The organism is Cellulomonas sp. P4_D11 (genome assembly GCF_056401915.1).
The window spans coordinates 83,226-103,623 of record NZ_JBFUIK010000011.1 but is presented as its reverse complement, the minus strand read 5'-3'; the positions used below and the strand labels follow the sequence as shown (position 1 = coordinate 103,623).

General features: G+C 72.4%; 17 protein-coding genes. 14 read left to right on the top strand and 3 right to left on the bottom strand.

The genetic code is table 11. The features are described 5' to 3' along the window. Position 1: 1 nt before the first annotated feature. The 3 genes from AC1DT4_RS09285 to AC1DT4_RS09275 are packed head-to-tail and all read right to left on the bottom strand — an operon-like array spanning position 2 to position 3,116. Positions 2–871: a hypothetical protein gene (locus tag AC1DT4_RS09285; RefSeq protein ID WP_477089495.1), complete on the bottom strand. Its 870-nt coding sequence runs from the start codon at positions 869–871 to the stop codon at positions 2–4. Positions 872–876: 5 nt separating this feature from the next. Next, entirely contained in the window at positions 877–1,983 is a 1,107-nt protein-coding gene (locus AC1DT4_RS09280) for a Gfo/Idh/MocA family protein (RefSeq protein WP_477089494.1), read from the bottom strand. Further along, positions 1,980–3,116 carry a DUF1972 domain-containing protein gene (locus AC1DT4_RS09275; protein WP_477089493.1) on the bottom strand — a complete coding sequence of 379 codons (1,137 nt, stop codon included), beginning with the start codon at positions 3,114–3,116 and terminating at the stop codon, positions 1,980–1,982. The genes AC1DT4_RS09280 and AC1DT4_RS09275 overlap by 4 nt, the downstream gene beginning before the upstream one ends. A gap of 247 nt (positions 3,117–3,363) precedes the next feature. Here AC1DT4_RS09275 and AC1DT4_RS09270 point away from each other — a divergent pair, with 247 nt between their 5' ends. The 14 genes from AC1DT4_RS09270 (at position 3,364) to AC1DT4_RS09205 (ending at position 20,375) form a co-directional block, all read left to right on the top strand. Then, positions 3,364–3,810: an FAD synthase family protein gene (locus AC1DT4_RS09270; protein WP_477089492.1), complete on the top strand. Its 447-nt coding sequence runs from the start codon at positions 3,364–3,366 to the stop codon at positions 3,808–3,810. A gap of 401 nt (positions 3,811–4,211) precedes the next feature. Further along, complete coding sequence (gene mfd / locus AC1DT4_RS09265; protein ID WP_477089491.1) at positions 4,212–7,883, top strand: transcription-repair coupling factor; 3,672 nt, start codon at positions 4,212–4,214, stop codon at positions 7,881–7,883. Positions 7,884–7,893: 10 nt separating this feature from the next. After that, on the top strand, positions 7,894–8,526 hold the full coding sequence (locus AC1DT4_RS09260; RefSeq protein ID WP_477089490.1) for a SurA N-terminal domain-containing protein: 633 nt from the start codon (positions 7,894–7,896) through the stop codon (positions 8,524–8,526). Next, positions 8,523–9,149 carry a nucleoside triphosphate pyrophosphohydrolase gene (locus AC1DT4_RS09255; RefSeq protein ID WP_477089489.1) on the top strand — a complete coding sequence of 209 codons (627 nt, stop codon included), beginning with the start codon at positions 8,523–8,525 and terminating at the stop codon, positions 9,147–9,149. Before AC1DT4_RS09260 ends, AC1DT4_RS09255 begins: the two co-directional genes overlap by 4 nt. A 144-nt stretch (positions 9,150–9,293) precedes the next feature. Then, complete coding sequence (locus AC1DT4_RS09250) at positions 9,294–10,847, top strand: Re/Si-specific NAD(P)(+) transhydrogenase subunit alpha (protein ID WP_477089488.1); 1,554 nt, start codon at positions 9,294–9,296, stop codon at positions 10,845–10,847. Further along, complete coding sequence (pntB, locus tag AC1DT4_RS09245; RefSeq protein ID WP_477089487.1) at positions 10,848–12,230, top strand: Re/Si-specific NAD(P)(+) transhydrogenase subunit beta; 1,383 nt, start codon at positions 10,848–10,850, stop codon at positions 12,228–12,230. It abuts the gene before it with no gap. Between the two features lie 43 nt (positions 12,231–12,273). Further along, the gene (locus tag AC1DT4_RS09240; protein ID WP_477089486.1) at positions 12,274–12,861 is read left to right on the top strand and encodes a GNAT family N-acetyltransferase; all 588 of its coding nucleotides are present in this window, start codon (positions 12,274–12,276) and stop codon (positions 12,859–12,861) included. Between the two features lie 105 nt (positions 12,862–12,966). Next, on the top strand, positions 12,967–14,247 hold the full coding sequence (gene eno / locus AC1DT4_RS09235; protein ID WP_477089485.1) for a phosphopyruvate hydratase: 1,281 nt from the start codon (positions 12,967–12,969) through the stop codon (positions 14,245–14,247). Positions 14,248–14,630: 383 nt separating this feature from the next. Then, positions 14,631–15,077: an FtsB family cell division protein gene (locus AC1DT4_RS09230; RefSeq protein WP_477089484.1), complete on the top strand. Its 447-nt coding sequence runs from the start codon at positions 14,631–14,633 to the stop codon at positions 15,075–15,077. Between the two features lie 29 nt (positions 15,078–15,106). Then, entirely contained in the window at positions 15,107–15,607 is a 501-nt protein-coding gene (locus AC1DT4_RS09225; protein ID WP_477089483.1) for a DUF501 domain-containing protein, read from the top strand. Between the two features lie 346 nt (positions 15,608–15,953). Further along, on the top strand, positions 15,954–16,907 hold the full coding sequence (locus AC1DT4_RS09220) for a Ppx/GppA phosphatase family protein (protein WP_477089482.1): 954 nt from the start codon (positions 15,954–15,956) through the stop codon (positions 16,905–16,907). 406 nt (positions 16,908–17,313) lie between these two features. Beyond that, positions 17,314–17,643 carry a PadR family transcriptional regulator gene (locus AC1DT4_RS09215; RefSeq protein WP_370503531.1) on the top strand — a complete coding sequence of 110 codons (330 nt, stop codon included), beginning with the start codon at positions 17,314–17,316 and terminating at the stop codon, positions 17,641–17,643. Then, positions 17,640–18,767, top strand: coding sequence for an HAAS signaling domain-containing protein (locus AC1DT4_RS09210; protein ID WP_477089481.1), 1,128 nt, complete (start codon positions 17,640–17,642; stop codon positions 18,765–18,767). Before AC1DT4_RS09215 ends, AC1DT4_RS09210 begins: the two co-directional genes overlap by 4 nt. A 126-nt stretch (positions 18,768–18,893) precedes the next feature. Further along, positions 18,894–20,375, top strand: coding sequence for a GH1 family beta-glucosidase (locus AC1DT4_RS09205; protein WP_477089480.1), 1,482 nt, complete (start codon positions 18,894–18,896; stop codon positions 20,373–20,375). The last annotated feature ends 23 nt before the right edge of the window (positions 20,376–20,398 follow it).

Sequence of the window (20,398 nt, the reverse complement as noted above, 5' to 3'; positions counted from 1 at the left end):
GTCAGTCCCGGTCGGCCCAGAGCTCGTCGACGATCTGGCGCGTGGAGCGGATGTTCGCCCGGCTCGACGCACCGAACACGATCGACTCGACGTTCGGCAGCCCGCAGACCCACTCGAGCGCCTCGCGCGGCGGGATGGCCCCGGACGCGAGCACCGACATGGCGACCGGCCGGAACGTCTTCTCCTTGAGCACGCGCTCGTACTCCGCGATGCCGCCCGACATCCGGAAGCCGAGCTTGTTGATGCTCGAGCAGACGATCGGGTTGTCCACGCCGACGCGCTCGAGGGCGTCGAGCAGCATCGGCAGGTTCATCGTGATGAAGCCCGGCTCCGCGTCGTACTGCTTGCGCACGTGGTTGGCGAAGATCGCGAAGGCGTCGTCGAAGCCGAGGCCCAGCAGCAGGTCGACCACGACGTTCTGCAGGAAGATCACCGGCGTCGACAGCCCGCGGAACATCGTCATCTCCGCGTCGACCAGCAGCGTGATGAGCCCCTCGACGTCCTTGCGGGCCAGGGCCCTGCCGCCCCGCATCGCCGAGTCGAGGAAGCCGCCGTCGGGCAGGAACCGCCGCACGGCGCCGAGCATCCCGTCCTCGGCCATCGCGTTGGCGTACTTGTGGGCGTACGGCATGCAGGGGTAGAAGGTCGAGGCCGCGGCGCGCGCGGGGTCGGCGCGGACCAGGTCCGCGATCTGGGCGACCCGGTCGTGCGTGGTGCACATGAACGTGGTGACGCCCTCGTCGAACGCGGCGTCGAGGACGCCCATGATCGCGGAGAGGTCCTGGAACTTGATCTCCTGCGCGCGGGCCTTCTCCTCGGACATGTGGTTCACGCCGAAGAACTGGTTGTCGCCGAACAGCAGCTGGTCCATGGCCGTCACCGCTGCGGGAGCAGTCGGCGCAGCCCGGTGCGGGCCGGCGGGGCGGGGGCCCTGCGGACCGGCTGCGCGCCGCCCACGGGGGTCGGGGGCTTCTCGGCGTCGGCCACGATCGCGGCGATCACCAGGTCGGTGTCCGCGGCCGACCGGAACGAGTTCTCGCCCTTCGTCGTCCCCGTGACCACCCGCTGCACGAACGCGTCGATCTGGCTGCTGTACTCCTCGCCGCGCACGTAGAACCAGACCGGCTCCGTGAGGTCGGTGGTGTAGCGGACGTTCCAGCCCTGCTCGTAGCCCGGGGGCACCTCGGCCGTGTCGCGCAGGTACACCTGCACCTCCTGGCGGTCGACGAAGATCCTGCCGTGCGTGCCCCACAGGGTGAGCTTGGTGGTCATCTTGCGTTGCGACTCGTCGCTCCAGCTCACGCTGAGCGTCGCGGTGGCTCCGGTCGCCAGGTGCAGGGTCGAGGTGACCTCGTCGTCCGTCTCGCCCGAGAAGACGCGGGCCAGGACCGAGCCGCTCACCCCCGTCGGCAGCCCGAAGTACCAGGTCAGCAGGTTGAGCGGGTGCGCCGCGTAGTCGTACAGGCAACCGCCGCCCTCGGTCCGCTTGCTGCGCCAGGTGGCACCCTTCGGCTTGAGCACGACGGGCCCGTAGGCCTCGGCCAGCACGTGCGTGACCGTCCCGATGGCCCCGGCGTCGAGCAGCCGGTGGACCTCCTCGAACGCGCCGACGAACCGGTAGTGGTAGCCGACCTGCGTGACCAGTCCGAGCTTCTCGGCCCGCACGGCGAGCGCGTCGGACTCGGCCGGGTCGAGGCAGAACGGCTTCTCGCAGAACACGTGCAACCCGCGGTCCAGCGCGGCGGACACCTGGGCGCCGTGCATCACGGACGGCGTGCAGATGACGACCGCGTCGAGGTTCGCCTTCTCGAGCATCGTGTCGTAGTCGGTGTAGGTGGTCATGCCCGTGTTCTTGCCGAGCACCGAGAGCACGTACGCCGAGGTGTCGCACACGCCGGCGAGCGTGACGTCCGGGTGCGCGTTGAACATGGCCAGGTGGGACAGGCCCATCTTGCCGAGGCCGACGATGCCGACGCGGATCATGCCGCGACCCCCTGTCGCCGAGCGCGGTCCTTGGCGGGCAGGTGCCGTTCGAGCAGCTCCTCGTACTGGCCGGCCACGTGCGCCCAGGTGAACTCCGCCGCGTGCCGCTTGCGCGCGTTCTCGCCCAGCTCGGTCCGCAGCGCGTCGTCCGCCAGCAGCCGGGTCAGCGCCTCGTCGGCGTCGTCGACCCCCGTGAAGAAGAGCGCCGCGTCGCCCGCGGTCCACCGGTTGTACTCGTTGTCGTGCGCGAGCACCGGGTTGCCGGCACCCAGCGCCTCGACCAAGGAGGGGTTGGTGCCGCCGACCGTGTGCCCGTGCAGGTAGGCCGCGCTGTGGAAGCGCAGCGCCGTCACCGTCGCCGGGTCGTAGACAGGGCCGAGCAGGTCGACCTCGTCGCCCGCGGCCGCCCGGATGGCCTGGTGGTACGGGTCGTCGTGGCCGACGTCGCCCAGCACCGCGAGACGGACGCCGCGGGGCCGGCGGGAGAAGGCGGTGAGCAGCTCGACGATGGAGTTCTCCGGGATCGGACGCGCGATGAGCGTCAGGTAGCGACCGGGCTCGAGGCCGCGGTCGGTGACGGGGGTGGTCGGCGCCGAGTCCACGGTGGGCGCGCCGTACGTGATGGTGGCGATCTTGCGGTCCTTGGCGTGCTTGCGCAGGTAGACGGCGATCTCGGGGTGGTCGGCGATCAGGGCGTCGCCCACCAGGCACCCGATCCGCTCGTTGGTCCACAGGATCGCCTGCCGCACCGGCCCCCAGCGCGCCCGGGACCACTCGATCCCGTCCATGTTGATGACCGTGGGGATGCCCCGGAGCTTGTGCCACGTGTTCAGCACGGCCGTGTTGTAGCCGAAGGTCAGGCAGAGGTCGCCGTACCGCGCCGCGTGACGGATGACCTTGAGGTCGAAGCGGGACGTGCCCAGCCAGCCGTCGCGGGGCTCGGGGATCGTCACCCGCTCGATGCCGTCCCACGTGTCGTAGCGCACCGGTCCGGTGCCGGGTTCCTGGCAGTAGACGACGACGCGCCACCCGTTGTCGACGAGGTGGCGCGCGACGTTCTCGGCGGCGGTCTCGAAGCCGCCGTACGCGGCCGGGACGCCGTGCGTGCCGAGGATCCGCACCGTTCTCGTCATCGGCAGATCCTCCTGACCTCGGGGTGTACGGGACATGAACGGCCAGGAGCCGACCGGGGAGCACGTCGAAAGTACCCCAATGCGGACATCTCGCTACCACCCCTGTGCAGATTTCGCCCGCTCAGGCGTACCCGAACGGGTGGTCCCGGGCGCGCGGGTGACTTTTGTGGAGAAGGGCGGACAATTCGGACGAGCGTTCCTAGACTCGGCACCACGGTCGAGGGTCAGGTCGAGAGGAAGGACGCACATGACGGTCGTCGGTTATGCGCCCGGGGTCTACGACCTCTTCCACGTGGGGCACCTCAACATCCTGCGGCACGCCCGCCAGCACTGCGACTATCTCATCGCCGGCGTCGTCTCCGACGAGAACGCCGAGCGCGTCAAGGGCAAGGCGCCGGTCGTCCCGCTCGCCGAGCGCCTCGAGGTCGTCTCGGCGCTCTCGATCGTCGACGAGGCCGTGGCAGAGGTCTGGGGCTCCAAGCGCGAGGCCTGGGACCACGTGCGGTTCGACGTCATCTTCAAGGGGGACGACTGGCGGGGGACCGCCAAGGGTCTGGCCCTCGAGGGGTCGATGGCCGAGGTCGGCGTCCGCGTCATCTACTTCCCGTACACGGTGCACACGTCGTCCACGCAGCTGCGCCGCGCGCTCGAGCTCCTGGGCGAGGGCACCGCACCGGAGGCCGCCGCCGTCTGACCGGGCGGGTCACCCGACGCCACCGGCGCCGGACTGCGGCCGTCTCACGCCTCATGCGTCGCCCGCGACCGCTGAGCGCGTCTCGCCGACGGGGTTCACCTGGTCGGCCGGTGTTGACCATGTGCTGAGCCGCCTCATTCCGCCGAATGAGGCGGGTCACGACATGGTCGACGGACGGGTGCCTGGCTCCCGACGCGTCCTCGACGTCCGGCCCCTGTCGACCACCTGCTCGGCCGCCTCATCCGACGGGTCGAGCGCCGTTCGCCTCGGCCCGGGTGATGTCGGAGGGCGGACGTAGACTTCTCGCGCACCCCGGCTCCTCCTGGAATCGGGGCGTTCGCGTTGCCTGTGACTGTGCGCAGGCCTGCCCGCGCGTGTCTCGCCGAACGACGAAGGACCTCATGGACCTCACCGGCCTCCTGCCCGCCCTGCTCGCCGACCCGGCCGCCACCGCGGCCGTGGAGTCCGTCCGCGCGCGCGGCGAGCTCGACGTCGTAGGCCCGGCCGGGGTGCGTCCGCCGCTGCTCGCGGCGCTGGCGTCGGGTCGTCCGCTGGTCGTCGTGACCGCCACGGGCCGGGACGCGGACGAGCTCGCCGCCGCCGTCCGCTGCTACCTGCCGGCCGACGACGTCGCGGTCCTGCCGTCGTGGGAGACGCTGCCGCACGAGCGGCTCTCGCCGCGCAGCGACACGGTGGCCCGCCGGCTGGCGGTGTTCCGGCGGCTGGCCCACCCCGAGACCGAGGGCCACGCCGGTCCGGTCCGCGTCCTGGTGCTCCCGGTGCGCGCGCTGCTGCAGCCGGTGGTCGAGGGCCTGGGCGAGCTCGAGCCGGTGGCCATCAGCACCGGCGACCGCGTCGACCTCGCGGACCTGGCGGAGCGGCTCGTCGCGGCGGCCTACACGCGCGTGGACATGGTGGAGAAGCGCGGCGAGTTCGCGGTGCGCGGCGGGATCATCGACGTGTTCCCGCCCACCGAGGACCACCCCCTGCGGGTCGAGCTCTGGGGCGAGGACGTCGAGGAGATCCGCTGGTTCTCGATCGCTGACCAGCGCAGCCTCGAGGTGGCCGACCACGGCGTGTGGGCCCCGCCGTGCCGGGAGATCCTGCTCACCGACGCCGTGCGCGCGCGTGCCACGGAGCTGATCCCGCAGCTGCCCGGCGCCACCGACATGCTGGACAAGCTGGCGCAGGGCATCGCGGTCGAGGGCATGGAGTCCCTGGCGCCGGCGCTCGTCGACCACATGGTGCCGGTGCTGGACCTGGTGCCCGACGACGCCCTGATGGTGCTGGTCGACCCGGAGCGCGTCCGGCGGCGGGCGCACGACCTCGTCGCGACCACGCAGGAGTTCCTCGAGGCCGCGTGGACGTCGGCCGCGGCCGGGGCGGCGACACCCCTGGACCTGTCCGCGGCGAGCTTCGCCTCGTTCGCGGAGATCCGCGCGCTCTCGGCCGTGCGCGGGCTCGGCTGGTGGACGCTCTCGCCGTTCTCCCTCGACGTGGACGCCACGGAGGCCGCGAAGCCCGACGACTTCTACGAGGGGTCCACGGGCGCGGGCCACACCGCGGCGCGCAACCTCGCGCCGGGCCAGGTCCAGCCGATGGCCGACGACCTCGCAGCGACCGCGCGCACCGTCGTGATCGGTGCGCGGGACGTGGAGCGGTACCGCGGGGAGGTGGCGCGCGCGGTCGCCGACGTGCGGACGCTCCAGCAGGGGGGCTGGCGGCTGGTGCTGGCGACCGAGGGGCACGGCCCGGCGCAGCGCATGGTCGAGCAGCTCAAGGCCGCCGAGGTGCCGGCCCGGCTGGTGGCCACCATCACCGACGAGCCCGAGGGCGGCGTCGTCCTCGTCGTGCCCGCGCCCGTCGGCCCCGGCTTCGTCGCCGAGCCGCTGCACCTGGCCGTGTTCTCGGAGTCGGACCTCACCGGCCGCGCCGGGACGAGCACGCGGGACATGCGCAGGATGCCGAGCCGTCGTCGCAACGTCGTCGACCCGCTGCAGCTGCGTCCGCACGACTACGTGGTGCACGAGCAGCACGGCGTCGGGCGGTTCGTCGAGCTGGTCCAGCGGACCATCGGCACGGGTGCCAACGCCGCGACCCGCGAGTACCTGGTGATCGAGTACGCCAGCAGCAAGCGCGGCCAGCCCGGGGACCGGCTCTTCGTGCCCAGCGACCAGCTGGACCAGGTGACCAAGTACGTGGGCGGCGAGTCGCCGTCGCTGTCGAAGATGGGCGGCGGCGACTGGGCGAAGACCAAGGGCCGCGCCAAGAAGGCGGTCAAGGAGATCGCCGCGGAGCTCATCCGGCTGTACTCGGCGCGGATGGCGACGGCGGGGCACGCGTTCGGCCCGGACACTCCCTGGCAGCGCGAGCTGGAGGACGCGTTCGCCTACGTCGAGACGCCCGACCAGGCGGCCACGATCGACGAGGTCAAGGCCGACATGGAGAAGCCGATCCCGATGGACCGCCTGGTCTGTGGCGACGTCGGCTACGGCAAGACGGAGATCGCGGTGCGGGCGGCGTTCAAGGCGGTGCAGGACGGCAAGCAGGTGGCCATCCTGGTGCCGACGACGCTGCTGGTGCAGCAGCACCTCGACACCTTCAGCGAGCGGTACAGCGCGTTCCCGGTGACGGTGAAGGCGCTCAGCCGGTTCCAGACGCCGAAGGAGTCGAAGGAGGTCGTCGCGGGCCTGTCCGACGGGACGGTCGACGTCGTCATCGGCACGCACCGCCTCATCACGGGTGAGGTGCGGTTCAAGGACCTCGGGCTCGTGGTCATCGACGAGGAGCAGCGGTTCGGCGTCGAGCACAAGGAGACGCTCAAGGCGCTGCGCACCAACGTCGACGTGCTGGCCATGAGCGCGACCCCCATCCCGCGCACGCTCGAGATGGCGGTCACGGGGATCCGGGAGATGTCGACTCTGGCCACCCCGCCCGAGGAGCGGCACCCGGTCCTGACGTTCGTCGGCGCGTACGACGAGAAGCAGATCAGCGCGGCGATCCGGCGTGAGCTGCTGCGCGAGGGCCAGGTGTTCTACGTGCACAACAAGGTCGACTCGATCGAGCGGACGGCGTCCCGGCTGATGGAGCTGGTGCCCGAGGCCCGCGTCGCCGTGGCCCACGGGAAGATGAACGAGCACCAGCTCGAGCAGGTCATCGTCGACTTCTGGGAGAAGCGGTTCGACGTGCTGGTCTGCACGACCATCGTCGAGACGGGCCTGGACATCTCCAACGCGAACACCCTGATCCTCGAGCGCGCCGATCTGCTCGGCCTCTCCCAGCTGCACCAGCTCCGCGGGCGTGTGGGTCGCGGGCGCGAGCGGGCGTACTCCTACTTCCTCTACCCGCCGGAGAAGCCGCTCACCGAGACGGCGCACGACCGGCTGCAGACGATCGCGGCGAACACCGACCTCGGGGCCGGCATGGCGGTCGCCATGAAGGACCTCGAGATCCGTGGCGCCGGCAACCTGCTGGGCGGCGAGCAGTCCGGGCACATCGAGGGCGTCGGGTTCGACCTCTACATCCGCATGGTGGGGGAGGCCGTCGCGAACTTCCGGGGGGACGTCGAGGAGGAGGTGCCCGACGTCACCATCGAGCTGCCCGTCGACGCGCACATCCCGCACGACTACATCGCGCACGAGCGCCTGCGGCTCGAGGCGTACCGGAAGATCGCGGCGGCCCTGGACACGGCGACCCTCGGCGACGTCCGGGCCGAGCTGGTCGACCGCTACGGGCCGGTGCCGGCGGCCGTCGACAACCTGTTCGAGGTGGCGGAGTTCCGCCTGCACGTGCGGGCGTCGGGCCTGTCGGACGTCACCGCGCAGGGCAAGTTCATCCGGTTCGCGCCGGTCGACCTGCCGGAGTCGGCGCAGCTGCGGCTCAAGCGGCTGTACCCGGGAGCGGTGCTCAAGCCGGCCGTCCGGACGGTGCTCGTGCCGTGGCCGATGACCGCGCGGATCGGCGGCAAGCCGGTGCAGGGCCGCGAGGTGATGCTCTGGGCGAAGCAGTTCATCGACGCCGTGGTCCGGGGGGACGTGGCCGTGGCGGCCGAGGTGGGCACGGCTCGCAGGTGAGGGCCCTACGATGACCCCGATCGACGAGCGACGACGCGGGAGGTCCCTGGTGGCGGTGCAGTGGCGTGCGGGAGTGCGGGCAACGGGTGTGCTGGTCGCGCTCGCGACGACGGTGACCCTCGCGGGGTGCACCGGGCAGCCCGGCGCCGCCGCGGTGGTCGACGGGACGGCGATCCCCACGGCGGACGTGCACGCCGCGCTGACCGAGCTGGCGCCGTACTTCCAGGGCGTCACGACGACGAACGTGCTGGCGGTCCTCGTGCAGGAGCCGACCGTCGTCGAGCTGGCCGAGGAGAAGGGCGTCGGGGTCTCCGACGAGGACGCCCAGGCGCTGCTCGACTCGGTCGTGCAGCAGAAGGTCAAGGGTGCGACCGCCACGTTCACCGACCCGTCGCTGGCGGTGGCCAAGTACTCGATCGCGTACACGAACCTGCAGGGCCTGCCGGACGCGAAGGACGTGGGGACCGAGATCGACGAGCGCCTGCGCGCGCTCGACGTCGACGTGAACCCGCGGTTCGGCTCGCTGAGCGACGGCAACCAGGTGGCTGACCCGACGCCGGCGCCGTGGCTGGTCAAGCCGAAGGCCGCAGCCCCGACGGACGGCGCCACGCCCGCGCCGACCCCCGCGCCTTCGGCGTCGTGACCGAGGCGGACTCCCTGCGCGCGCTCGTGCGCGTGATGGACCGCCTGCGCTCGCCCGGCGGCTGCCCGTGGGACGCCCAGCAGACGCACGAGTCTCTGGTGCCGTACGCGCTCGAGGAGGCGTACGAGCTGGCCGAGGCGATCGAGACCGACGACCGCCCGGGGCTGCGCGAGGAGCTCGGCGACCTGCTGCTCCAGGTGGTGTTCCACGCCCGCATCGCCACCGAGCACCCGACCGACCCGTTCGACGTCGACGACGTGGCGGCGGACCTCGTCGCCAAGCTGGTCCGGCGGCACCCGCACGTGTTCGAGGACGCGCCGCTGGACGGCGACGTGCATGTCCAGTGGGACCGGCTGAAGAACGCCGAGAAGCAGCGGGCGTCGGCGCTCGACGGGGTGCCGGTGGCGCTCGGTGCGCTGGCGCGTGCGCAGAAGATCGCCGGCCGGGCGGGCAGGGCAGGACTCGCGACGGAGGCGCCTGCGGGCGACGGGCTCGGCGAACGGCTGCTCGCGCTGGTGCTCGAGGCGCAGGCCGCCGGGCTCGACGCCGAGGGCGAGCTGCGCCGGACGGCGGCGGCGTGGGAGCAGGACCTTCGGGCCGGGGAGGCGGCCGGCCGGCCCTGACAGAGGTTCGGCGGTTCGTCCGAAAGACGGAAGGAAAGCGCTTGCCGAGGACGCATTCGCGCCCGTAGCCTGCCCGTGGCCGCCATGATGAGCGCCACGGCGACGTCGCCACGACCCGACCACCGACCACGGAGGACCGCAGCGATGCGCATCGGCATCCCGACCGAGAGCCGGGCCGGCGAGAGGCTCGTGGCGGCGACCCCGAAGACGGTGGCCCAGCTGGTCGGCCTCGGCTACGACGTGGTCGTCCAGCGCGGAGCCGGCGACGCCGCGACGTTCCGCGCCGAGGCGTACGAGGCGGCCGGCGCCACGATCGGGGACGTGGCGACGGTGTGGGCGAGCGACGTCGTCACCAAGGTCAACGCGCCGACCGACGACGAGGTCGGGATGCTTCGCCCGGGCGCGACGCTGGTCGCGATGCTCGCGCCGGCGTCGGCACCTGCCCTGGTGGAGAGCCTGCATGCGGGGGGCGTCACGGCGCTCGCGCTCGACGCGGTGCCGCGCATCTCGCGGGCGCAGGCCCTGGACGTGCTGAGCACGATGTCCAACGTCGCGGGCTACCGGGCGGTCGTCGAGGCCGCCGAGGCCTACGGCGGCATGTTCACCGGACAGGTCACCGCGGCGGGCAAGACGCCGCCGGCCCGGGTGTTCGTGATCGGGGCGGGCGTGGCCGGGCTCGCGGCGATCGGCACGGCCGGGAGCATGGGTGCCCGCGTCCGCGCGTTCGACGTCCGGCCCGAGGTCGGCGAGCAGATCGAGTCGATGGGCGCGACGTTCGTGCAGGCCGAAGCGGCGCAGCAGGCGGTCAGCGCCGACGGCTACGCCAGCGCCCTGACGCGGGAGCAGGAGCGGCTCACGGCGCAGATGTACGCCGCCGAGACCGCCGACGCGGACATCGTCATCACGACCGCCCTCGTCCGCGGGCAGGCGCCGACGACGATCACCGCGGCGATGGTCGCCGGGATGCGGCCCGGCAGCGTGATCATCGACCTCGCGGCCTCGGGCGGCGGCAACTGCGAGCTCACGGTCCCCGGCCAGGTCGTCGTGACCGACGGCGGCGTGACGATCGTCGGCTACACCGACCTGACCAGCCGGATGCCGCAGCACACCTCCCAGCTGTTCGGCACCAACATCGTCCACCTGCTCCAGCTGCTCACCCCGGGCAAGGACGGCGAGCTCGTGCTGGACCTCGACGACCCCGTGCAGCGCGGCATGGCGGTCACGCACGACGGCGTGGTCCTGTGGCCACCACCGCCCGTCCAGGTCTCGGCCGCGCCAGCCGCGACCGCCGGGCCCACCGACGAGGAGCGGGCCGCCGCAGCGGTCGCGCTCCTGCAGGACAAGACCCGCCGACGCCAGCGGCGGTCGGTCGTCCTCGCCCTGCTCGCGGTCGTCGTGCTGCTGGGGATCTCGTTCGCGCCGACGGCGTTCCTCGGCCACTTCACGGTCTTCGTCCTGGCCGTGATCGTCGGCTACTACGTCATCTCGAACGTGAGCCACTCGCTGCACACGCCGCTGATGGCCCAGACCAACGCCATCTCGGGGATCATCCTGGTCGGCGCCCTCCTGCAGATCGGCGACGACAGCTGGCTGGTCACCCTGCTCGCGGTGATCGCCGCCTCGGTCGCCAGCATCAACGTGTTCGGTGGCTTCCTCGTCGCCAACCGCATGATCCGCATGTTCCGGAAGGACGCCTGAGTGCTCACCACCGTGGCCCAGGCCGTCTACGTCGCCGCCGCCGTCCTGTTCATCCTCAGCCTGGCGGGCCTGTCCAAGCAGGAGACCGCGCGTCGCGGCAACGTCGCGGGCATGGTGGGCATGGCGCTCGCCCTCGTCGCGACGATCGCGCTCGCCCTCCAGCGCTCCGAGCGGCCCGTCGAGGTCACGGCGTCGCTGATCCTCGTCGTGCTGCTCATCGGGTCGACCGTCGGCACGTGGCAGGCGCGGCGGGTCGAGATGACGCAGATGCCCGAGCTCATCGCGGTCCTGCACTCGTTCGTCGGGCTCGCCGCCGTGCTCGTCGGCTACAACTCGTTCCTCACCGAGCCGTCGGACCCGGCGCACCTGGTCGAGGTCTTCCTCGGCGTGCTCATCGGCGCCGTGACGTTCACCGGGTCGATCGTCGCCTACCTCAAGCTGTCGACGCGGATCCGCTCGGCGCCGCTCATGCTGCCGGGCCGCAACGTGCTCAACCTCGCCATGGTGCTGGCGTCGGCCGGGCTCCTGGTCTGGTTCCTGGGCACCGGGAGCGTGGTGCCGCTGCTGCTCATGACGGTCGTGGCGCTCGCCCTGGGGTGGCACCTGGTCGCGTCGATCGGCGGCGGCGACATGCCCGTCGTCGTGTCGATGCTCAACTCGTACTCCGGGTGGGCGGCCGCGGCCGCGGGCTTCATGCTCAGCAACGACCTGCTCATCGTCACCGGCGCCCTGGTGGGCTCGTCGGGTGCGATCCTCAGCTACCTCATGTGCACGGCCATGAACCGGTCGTTCATCTCCGTCATCCTCGGCGGGTTCGGTGCGGAGGGGGGCACGGTGGCGTCCTCCGACGTCGACCTCGGGGAGTTCCACGAGGTCATGGCCCCCGAGGTGGCGGAGCTGCTCGCCGACGCCCGCACGGTGGTCATCACGCCCGGGTACGGCATGGCCGTCGCCAAGGCGCAGTACCCGGTGGCGGAGCTGGTGGCCAAGCTGCGCGCCCGCGGGATCGAGGTCCGGTTCGGCGTCCACCCGGTCGCGGGCCGACTCCCCGGCCACATGAACGTCCTGCTGGCCGAGGCCAAGGTGCCGTACGACATCGTGCTGGAGATGGACGAGATCAACGGCGACCTCGCGGAGACCGACGTGGTCCTCGTCATCGGCGCCAACGACACCGTCAATCCCGCGGCGCTCGACGACCCGTCGTCGCCCATCGCCGGCATGCCCGTGCTCGAGGTGTGGAAGGCGGCGCGGGTCGTCGTCTTCAAGCGCTCGATGGCCACGGGCTACGCGGGCGTGCAGAACCCGCTCTTCTTCCGCGACAACACCTCGATGCTGTTCGGCGACGCCAAGGACCAGGTCGAGCACATCATGCTGGCGCTCTGACCGCTGCGGTGGGGCAGTCCGCCGCCGGGAGTACGTTGCCGCTATGTCGGACCTCACGATCAAGGCGCTCGAGCCGACGACGTTCGACGACTTCGCCGCCCTGGTCGAGCGGAACGCCGGCATGTTCGCCAGCTGCTGGTGCGTCCACTTCCATCCCGACTGCGCGGAGAAGAACCAGAGCGCGGAGGGCAACCGGGCGCTCAAGCAGAGGCTGGTCGCCGACGGTATCGCGCACGCGGCCCAGGTCTACGACGGTGACCTGGCGGTCGCCTGGGCGGAGTACGGCTCGCCGGAGGAGCTGCCCCACATCCAGCACCGCAGGGAGTACCTGGCCACGGCCGAGCGGCTGCCCGACTTCCGGGTCACCTGCATCCAGGTCGAGCGCGGCCGCCGCGGTCAGGGCCTGGCGTCGATCGCCCTGCGCGGAGCCGTCGAGCTGATCGCGCAAGCGGGCGGTGGTCTGGTCGAGGGCTACCCGCACGACACCAGCGGGGTCCGGAAGAAGAACTCGTCGTTCCTCTACAACGGCACCCGCACGATGTACGAGCGCGAGGGCTTCACCTACGACCGGCCCAAGGGGCTCGGCAACTGTGTGATGGTGCGTGAGGTCGGCGCGAGCGACCGCGGCTGATCGAGGCGCAGCGCTCCGAGTCCACAGGTCGGAGGGCCCACGGCACCGGCCTGGCGGCGCCAGTAGGGTGAGGTCGTAAACCCACCCGCTTCAGAAGGAGCACCCATGGCCAGCATCGAGGCCGTCGGCGCCCGCGAGATCCTGGACTCGCGCGGCAACCCCACTGTCGAGGTCGAGGTCGCCCTCGACGACGGCACCATCGCCCGCGCCGCCGTCCCCTCCGGTGCCTCGACCGGCGCGTTCGAGGCCGTCGAGCGCCGTGACGGCGACTCCGCCCGCTACCTGGGCAAGGGCGTCGAGGAGGCCGTCAGCGCGGTCATCGACGAGATCGCTCCGGAGCTCATCGGCTTCGAGGCCACCGAGCAGCGCCTGGTCGACGCCGCGCTGATCGACCTCGACGGCACGGCCAACAAGGGCAAGCTCGGCGCCAACGCGATCCTCGGCGTCTCGCTCGCGGTGGCCAAGGCCGCCGCCGACTCGGCCGACCTGCCGCTCTTCCGCTACCTCGGCGGCCCGAACGCCCACGTGCTGCCGGTCCCGATGATGAACATCCTCAACGGTGGGTCGCACGCCGACTCCAACGTCGACATCCAGGAGTTCATGGTCGCCCCCATTGGCGCGTCCACGTACCGCGAGGCGCTCCGCAGCGGCGTCGAGGTCTACCACTCGCTCAAGTCCGTGCTCAAGGGCAAGGGCCTCTCGACGGGCCTCGGCGACGAGGGCGGCTTCGCCCCCAACCTGGGCAGCAACCGCGAGGCGCTCGACCTCATCCTGGTCGCCATCGAGAAGGCCGGCTTCACGCCGGGCGTCGACCTGGGCCTCGCGCTCGACGTCGCCGCGACCGAGTTCTTCAAGGACGGCGTCTACCACTTCGAGGGCAAGACGCTCTCGAACGAGGAGCTGTCGGCCTACTACGAGCAGCTGGTGAAGGACTACCCGTTGGTCTCCATCGAGGACCCGCTGTCCGAGGACGAGTGGGAGGGCTGGTCCCACCTGGTCGCCACCATCGGCGACAAGGTGCAGATCGTCGGCGACGACCTGTTCGTCACCAACCCGGAGCGCCTGCGCAAGGGCATCGAGCTCAAGGCCGCCAACTCGCTGCTGGTCAAGCTCAACCAGATCGGCACGCTGACGGAGACGCTCGACGCCGTCGAGCTGGCCCAGCGCAGCGGCTTCACGACGATGACCTCGCACCGCTCCGGCGAGACCGAGGACACGACGATCGCCGACCTGTCGGTGGCCACGAACGCCGGCCAGATCAAGACCGGTGCGCCCGCCCGTGGCGAGCGCATCAACAAGTACAACCAGCTGCTCCGCATCGAGGAGGAGCTGGACGACGCCGCGCGCTACGCCGGCCGCTCCGCCTTCCCGCGGTTCCAGGCCTGACGCACGACCCTCGGAGGCCGGTCACCCACGGGTGGCCGGCCTCCGGCGCGCCACGGGGAGCGACGTCCGCCGAGGTCGGGGAGGTCCGGGGCAGAATCGACGCCATGTCCGCCCCCCGACGCCCGGCGTCCCCGAGCGCCCCGGGTCGTCGCCCGGCGGTCCCTCGGTCCGGGACGCCGACCGCCGGGGCGAACGTGCCGCGCGGGAACACGGGCGCCCGGTCGTCGGCCCCGCGGTCCGGCGCCACGCCTCGGGTCGGTCCCGCGCCCTCGTCGTCGGCACGCCCGTCGTCGTCGCGACCCTCCGCGTCTCGGCCGGCCTCCCGCAGCAGCGCGCCGACGCCGGCCCGTGGCACGCCGCGCGCGGAGCGCGTCCAGGTCCGCGTGCCGCGGCTGTTCACGGTGCGCGCGATGGTGTTCTCGTGCGTGCTGCTGCTCGCGTTCGTCCTGGTGTACCCGACCCTGCACTCCTACCTGCAGCAGCGCGTCGAGGTGGACCAGCTGCGCGGGCAGGTCGAGGCGGCCCGGCAGCGCAACGACGACCTCGAGGCGGACCTCAAGCGCTGGGACGACCCCGCCTATGTGACGGCGCAGGCCCGCGAGCGCCTGTCGTTCGTGCTCCCGGGGGAGAAGGCGTTCCGCGTGGTCGACCCGGAAACCGTCCCCGACACCGCGCCCGCCGCCGACGGACCCGCCTCGGTGCTCGACTCGGGCTCGACCCTGCCCTGGTACGCCAACGTGTGGGAGTCGGTACAGGTGGCCGGCGAGACGCCCGTCTCGGGCGACAATGGGACGCCCACCCCGGCCGCCACGGTCCCGGCGGGCGGCTGACCCACCCCCGCACGAACGGAACCGCCGCTGTGACCACTTCCTTCGACGACGTCACCGACCAGGACCTCGCGGTGCTCGCCGAGCAGCTCGGTCGGCCCCCGCGCGGCGTCGTCGGGATCGCGGCGCGCTGCGTGTGCGGTCGCCCGCTCGTCGTCCGCACGGCCCCGCGCCTGGACGACGGCACCCCGTTCCCGACGACGTACTACCTCACCTGCCCGCCCGCGGTCGCCGCGGTGAGCACGCTCGAGGCCGGTGGGCTCATGAAGGAGCTCACGGCCCGGCTCGCCGACGACGAGGAGCTGGCGGCCGCCTACCGGCGCGCACACGACGCCTACCTGGCCGACCGCGAGGCGCTCGGCCACGTCGACGAGATCGCGGGCATCTCGGCCGGCGGCATGCCGACCCGCGTCAAGTGCCTGCACGTGCTGGTCGGCCACGCACTGGCCGCCGGGCCGGGCGTCAACCCGATCGGCGACGAGGCCTTGGCCCTGATCCGCGACGAGTGGCGCCCGGACCGCTGCACCTGCTGACCCACCCCACCCCCGCAACGTCCGAGCAGGTGCGCGCTATAGCCCTCATATCCTCGGACGTCCCGCGCTCCGCACCCGCAACGTCCGAGCAGGTGCGCGCTATAGCCCTCATATCCTCGGACGTCCCGCCCTCCGCACCCGCAACGTCCGAGCAGGTGCGCGCTATAGCCCTCATATCCTCGGACGTCCCGCCCTCCGCACCCGCAACGTCCGAGCAGGTGCGCGCTATAGCCCTCCTGTGCTCGGACGTCCGCGGGTGTGCGCGACCTGGGGACCGGATCCGCGGGCGTCGGAGGCCGGCCTCCTGCCTGTCGGCACGGCTGCTGGTGGGTGCGAGGATGTGCGCGTGACGCGTGTGGCTGCCATCGACTGCGGGACCAACTCCATCCGACTCCTCGTCGCGGACGTGGATCCCGAGGCCGGGACGCTGGTGGACCTGGACCGCCGCATGGAGGTCGTCCGCCTCGGCCAGGGCGTCGACCGGACCGGCCGCATCGCCCCCGAGGCGCTGGAGCGCACGCTCGACGCCGCGCGCCGATACAACGACATCTGCACCGAGCTCGGCGTCGAGGCGATCCGCTTCGTCGCGACGTCGGCGTCGCGCGACGCCGAGAACCGCGCGGACTTCGTCGACGGGGTGCACGCCGCGCTGGGCGTGGAGCCGGAGGTCGTCGCCGGCGAGGAGGAGGCCGAGCTCTCGTTCCGCGGCGCCACGGGGGTGCTCGGCGCGCACCACCCGGGCCCGTTCCTCGTGGTCGACCTGGGCGGCGGCTCGACCGAGCTGGTGCTGGGCACGACCACGCCCGAGGCCGCGTTCTCGATGGACGTCGGCTGTGTGCGGATGACCGAGCGCCACCTGCGCAGCGACCCGCCGACCGCCGACGAGATCGCGGCGGCGCACGCCGACGTCGCCGCCGCGCTCGACGCCGCGTCGGCCGTGGTGCCGCTGGGCAAGACCGTGACGCTGGTGGGGCTCGCCGGTTCGGTCACCACGGTGACCGCCCACGCCCTCGGGCTGCCGGCCTACGACCCCGCGGTCATCGACGGGTCTGCCCTGCCGGTCGACGTCGTGCTCGCCGCCTGCGACGATCTGCTGGCTCGGTCGCGCGCGGAGCGGGCCGCCCTCGGCTTCATGCACCCCGGCCGCGTGGACGTGATCGGCGCGGGTGCGCTGGTCTGGGCCGACGTCGTCCGGCGCGTCCGCGACGACGTCGCCGCCGCCGGCGGCCTGCTCACCGAGGTGATCACCTCCGAGCACGACATCCTCGACGGCATCGCCTGGAGCATCGCCACCGGCTGACCCGTCTGCGCAACGTCCGCACGTTCGGACGCCCCGACGACCGAACTCGCGGACGCTGCACGGTGGCTCGCCGGACGTCCGCACGTTCCAGCGCCCCGACGACCGGATGTACGGACGCTGCTTGTCGGTGTGCGCAACGTCCGCACTCGCGCGGGCTCTGACCTGCACGAGTGCGGACGCCCGGGTTGATGAGTCAGGTGCGTCCGCGTTCCAGGGGCCTCGTGAGTGCGGACGTCGCGGTCCGGCGACACGCCGTCGTGTGGCGCGTGGTGGACGGTAGTGCGCAATGTGTAATAGCGTCGCGCCTGCGGGAGCCGGAGGGGGCTCCCGCACCAGACAGCCGGCCCGGCGCCGTCGGTCGCCCGGTCGGGCGGCCGGCGGGCCGGGGCGTCGACCGGGAGGCCCCATGGACACCACACAGCTGCTCAAGGGCGTGCTCGACCTGGCGGTGCTCGCCGTGGTCGCGGACGAGGACGGGTACGGGTACGACGTCGTCCGGCGGCTGCGGTCGGCGGGCATCGAGGAGGTCGGCGACGCGTCGGTGTACGGCACGCTGCGGCGGCTGTACTCGTCGGGAGCCCTGACGTCCTACGTGGTGCCCAGCGACGAGGGTCCGCATCGCAAGTACTACGGGATCAACGCCCAGGGCCGGGCCATGCTCGAGGCCCAGCGCAAGGACTGGCAGGAGTTCGCAGGCACGATGGGCCGCCTGCTCGGGACGGAGGGCGTGCGATGAGCGTGCTGGACACCACGGACGCGCTGGACGTCGCGGGCTACGCGGCGGCGGTGCGGCGGAGCCTGAGCGACCTGGGCCCGGAACAGGTCGAGGACCTGACCGACGACCTCGAGGCGGACCTCGCCGACGCGCTGGCCGACGAGCGGCACGTGGCGCACGGGCGCGGGCTGCTGGAGCAGTTCGGGCCGCCGGAGGACTACGCGGCGGAGCTGCGGGCCGCCGCCGGACTCGTCCCGGCGGCGACAGGAGGGCATCGGCGGCACCTGAGCGATCCGGTCGAGGACCTGCGCAAGGGCGGCCGGTGGGTGCTCGGTCGCCTCCGGGCGCAGCCGTGGTGGGCGCCGCTCGAGGCATTCCTCGTGTCGTTGCGGCCGGTCTGGTGGCTGGTCCGGGGCTGGGTCGGCTACGAGCTGGCGGTGCTCTTCTTCGGTGGTCCACGAGACCCTGGGTCGCTCGGGCTGCCGAGGTCGACGTTCGGGTGGTCCGTGCTGGCGGCGTCGGTCGTCGTCAGCGTGCAGCTCGGTCGCGGCGTCTGGCTGCGCTCGCCGCGGACGCGGTGGGTGCCCGCGCTGGCCAGCACGGTGGCGGTCGTCGCGCTGGTGCCGATGCTCGGTTGGCTCCAGGGGCAGATGCAGTACCGGGACATCGTGGTCGCTGGCTACCAGTCGGGGAAGTACGACGGCGGCACGCAGACCGTCTACCAGGACAAGCCCGTCGACGGGGTCGTCGTCGACGGCATGCAGGTGAGCAACCTGTTCGTGTACGACGCCGAGGGCAACCCGCTCACGGACGTGCAGATCTACGACGACCGCGGCCGCCCGGTGCGCACCACGTACGACAACGGCTCGAACCCGTACTGGTTCCCGGAGGGCACGGAGCCGTGGTCGTTCGTCAGCCGGACGGATGCCGACGGGCGCAACCGCTGGAACGTCTACCCGCTGCAGGGCGCCCCGACGTCGAGCTTCACGTACGACGACTCCGGCCTCCAGGTGCTCCCTGCAGGCATCAGCGCGACCACCCCGCCGTGGCCCTTCGCGAAGGCACCCGCCCTGGACGCGCCGCCGACGACCTCGATCGGCGCGGAGGGCCCGGACGCGTCGCCGAGCCCGGCGCCGACCCCCTGAGCTCGGCGCAGCGCGTTCGCCAGGTGGCACCCTCAACCGCGTGCCACCTGGCAGAATGGGGTACTGGGAGCGCTCTCATCGCGCGAGCGAGCCTCCCGACCACGCCGCCGCTCGAGGAGGAGCGCCATGCCTGACCGGCACCCCGGTCCCGTGCTCGACCGCCGCCTGCTGCTCCAGCTCGGCGCGACCACGGGCCTGCTCGCCGCGTGCACGCCGGGATCCCCGGACGCGGCACCGAGCACCCCGGCGGCGTCCACGACCTGGCAGCCGCCGACAGCGCCGATGGCCTTCCCGGACGGGTTCGTCTGGGGCGCGGCGACGTCGGCGTTCCAGGTGGAGGGGTCGACGACGGCGGACGGGCGCGGGCCGTCGATCTGGGACACGTTCGCGGCGAGGCCCGGCAAGGTCCGCGACGGCTCGACGGGAGACCCGGCGGCCGACCACTACCGGCTCTGGGAGTCGGACCTGGACCTGATCCAGGGTCTCGGCCTGCCGGCGTACCGCTTCTCCGTCGCGTGGCCCCGGATCCAGCCGACGGGCTCGGGCGCGGTCAACCAGGCGGGCGTCGACTTCTACCGGCGGCTGGTGGACGGGCTGCTGGCGCGCGACATCCACCCGGCCATCACGCTCTACCACTGGGACCTGCCCGAGCCGCTGCAGGACGCCGGCGGCTGGGCGGCGCGGGACACGGCCGAGCGGTTCGGGGAGTACGCCGCGGTCGTGTTCGACGCCCTGCGCGACGTCGACGCCACGTGGCTGACGATCAACGAGCCGAAGACGACGGCGTTCGTCGGCTACCGCTGGGGCTCGCACGCGCCGGGCATCAGCGACGTCGACCAGGCCGCGGCGGCCGTGCACCACCAGCTGCTCGGGCACGGCCGGGCCGTCGCCGCGTACCGGGCGAGCGGGGCCGTGGGAGGCATCGGCATCGCGCTCAACCTCCTGCCCGTCTACCCGACGAGCCGCCAGGCGGACCCCGCCGCCGTGCGCGTGGACGCCGTCGAGAACCGGCTGTTCCTCGACCCCGTCCTGCTCGGGCGCTACCCCGCGGACGCGATCGGGAACCAGCCCGGGCAGCTCCCGGCGGACGCAGGTGCGTTCGAGGCGTTGGTGCAGGACGGCGACCTCGAGGCCGTCGGTGCACCCCTCGACGTCCTCGCCGTCCAGTACTACGGGGTCACGGGGGTCGACGACGCCGGCAACCAGGTGCCGCTCTACCCGACGTCCGCGGCGACGTGGCAGCAGGTGCACCCCGAGGGCCTGTACGACCTGCTCATGGACCTGCTCATCGACTACCCCGACGCGCCGCCGCTCGTCATCACCGAGAACGGCATCCCGGACCCCACGCCCGAGGGGTCGACGGACGATCCCGAGCGGCTCGAGTTCCTGCGCGCCCACCTGCAGCAGGCGGCCCGCGCGGTCGGCGACGGCGCGCGGCTGACGGGTTACTACGCGTGGTCGCTGCTCGACAACTTCGAGTGGGCGGAGGGGATGACGCAGCGCTGGGGGCTCGTGCACGTGGACTTCGACACCCAGGAACGGACGCCCAAGCAGAGCGCCGACTGGTACTCGGGGGTGGTCCGCGCGAACGCGGTCGCGCCCGCCTGAGTTCCCACTGTGCGCACAATCAC